The sequence below is a fragment of the Devosia sp. genome (assembly GCF_017307565.1).
Lineage (GTDB): Bacteria > Pseudomonadota > Alphaproteobacteria > Rhizobiales > Devosiaceae > Devosia.
In genome coordinates this window covers 1-2,326 of the sequence record NZ_JAFKHD010000522.1, presented here as the reverse complement: position 1 = coordinate 2,326, position 2,326 = coordinate 1, and the positions used below count along the sequence as shown (strand labels likewise).

At 66.8% G+C, this 2,326-nt stretch carries 2 protein-coding genes; both read right to left on the bottom strand.

The window, feature by feature from the left end; translation table 11 throughout:
• The coding region (locus J0I64_RS22500; RefSeq protein WP_291412518.1) for an FtsX-like permease family protein at positions 1-1,851 on the bottom strand (1,851 nt) is incomplete at its 3' end.
• On the bottom strand, positions 1,851-2,326 hold a 476-nt coding region (locus J0I64_RS22495; protein WP_291412516.1), incomplete at its 5' end, for an ATP-binding cassette domain-containing protein. The genes J0I64_RS22495 and J0I64_RS22500, both read right to left, overlap by 1 nt.

Genomic DNA, 2,326 nt, shown 5'->3' with positions numbered 1-2,326 from the left:
AGACACCAGAACCGGGCCGGAATAATCGGACGGCCACCACTGGCCATCGACGAGACGCGAGGCCGGCGGCAGCACCGAGCGATAGGTCATCGGGATTTCGCCCGAAAGCAGGAAGGCCGCTTCAGGACCATTAGCAGTGAGATTTTCGACCGGGGTGCCGTCAATGGCGGTGACCGTGCCGCGCAGCATCGGCGTGGCGGTGACAAGGGCAATGCCGTGTTCGGGGCCGACGAAGGACTGGAGGGATTCCATTTCGTCGGGGAAGAGGTCGGAGGCGACGAGGGTCGGGGCGTCGAAAACCGATGCGCCGAGGAATTCGTTGCGCAGATTGATGGCGAGCACCTGGACAACGACCAGGATCACCATGGCAAGGCCCACGGCGGTGACGACGGCCGAGCTGTTGCGCGTGGTGCCGACAATGGCGCGCAGCGACTGACGCAGCGGTCGCCAGCGCGGCGACGGCGATCTCGACAGGCCGACGAGAGCAAGACGACTGCCCACCTGCAGGAGCGCGGCAGCGCCGATGGCGGCACCGGCAAAGGCGGCCACGAGCTTGATATCGCCCGTGAGCACGATGGCCAGCCAGAAGAAAAGTACGATAGCGGCAAAGAGCGGCAGCAGTTCGCCCGAGGCGAGGAATTTTTTCCACTCGATGCGCGGGGCGCCGAGGCCCTTGGAGCGGAAGAGATTGGCGGGAGACACCATCTGCGCCTGCACGAGCGGCAGATAGGAGAAGGCGAAGGCGGTGAGGAGGCCGACGGCGCCCGCCACCAGGATGGCGAGGATGTCGATGTCGCGCGAGAGCGGGATGCCGATGGCATTGCCGACGGCAGGCAGCACAACGAGGCCGATGGTGACGCCGACGACGACGCCGATGCCTACACCGACGAGACCCAGCGCGAGCACCTGTACGAGGAAATGCACCAGCACGCGCCAGCGCGAAGCGCCGAGGCTTCGGAGCACGGCAATGACGCCGGAGCGCTCGCCGATATAGGCGGACATGACGCTCCACACCGAGACGCCGCCGATGAGCAGCGAGCCGAGGCCCACGACCATCAGGAAGCCGGTGAAGAGATCATAGTAGCGCAGCATGGGGCCGAGGCCGTCGAGGGCCGAGCGGATTTCCCAGCCGGCATCGCCGAGTTCGGCAGAAAGGCGCTGGCGCTCGGCTTCGGTATCGCCGGCCGCCAGCAGCAGCTTGTAGCGGAAATTGGTGCCGAGGCCCGGCAGCGGCGAGGTGCGGTCCGACACATGGGCGAAGCCGTCGCTGCTGATGAGCGTTGCAAGGCCGAGGCGGAAGCCGCGCACCGGACCATCGGGAAGCCCGGTCAGGGTGCCGCGGACGTCGAAATCGGTGCCGCCAATGGTGATGGTGCCGCCAGTCTTGAGGCCCAATTGGTCGAGCATGACTGGATCGACAAGGGCGCCATATTTGCCGTCGCGCTCTTCAAGCGCGTTGAAGGGCGAGGTCATGGCTTCGGCATCGCTCGTGCCGACGCCGCCGAGCAGCGGATAGCCGGGACCGGCGGCGACGAGGTCGACAAAGGCTTCGCCGGACGGCGAGTCAGCGCTCAGATTGGTCTCGATGACATAGGCCAGCGTGCCGGCCTGTTCGAGAATGGCGAGTTCGCTGGCCGTGGCGGCGCGATCGGAGCGGGTGAATTCGAGATCGCCGCCCATCAGCATGGCGGCATTCTGGTCGACGGCCCGGGTAATGGCCGAGGAGACCGAGGAGACGCCCGCGATCAGCGCGGTGCCGACGGCGAGACAGATGATGAGGAGGGAAAAGCGGCGCCAGTCGCCGGCCATTTCCTTGAGGCCCACGCGGGCCGCCGCAAAAAGGGCGCGCATCAGCGGGTGCTCGTGGTTTCGGTCAGCTGACCCTGTTCCATGGTGAAGGTGCGGTCGGTGCGCTCGGCCAGGTGCGGGTCGTGGGTGATCATGACGACGGCGGTGCCGTTCTGACGGGCGAGGTTGAACATGAGTTCAACGACCACGGCGCCGGTCTTCTGGTCGAGATTGCCGGTGGGTTCGTCGGCAAGCAGCAGGCGCGGCTTGGTGACGAGGGCGCGGGCAAGGCCGACGCGCTGCTGTTCGCCGCCCGACAGGGCCGAGGGTCGATGGTCGAGGCGTTTGCCGAGGCCGACGGCATCGAGGGCTGCTGCGGCCTCCTTGCGCACTTCGGCGAGCGGCAGGTCGGGGCGGGCGATCTCGAGCGCCAGACCGACATTGTCGAGCGCGGTGAGCGAGGGAATGAGGTGAAAGCTCTGGAAGACGATGCCGAGCGTATTGCGGCGGAAGACGGCCATGGCGTCTTCGTCGCGCC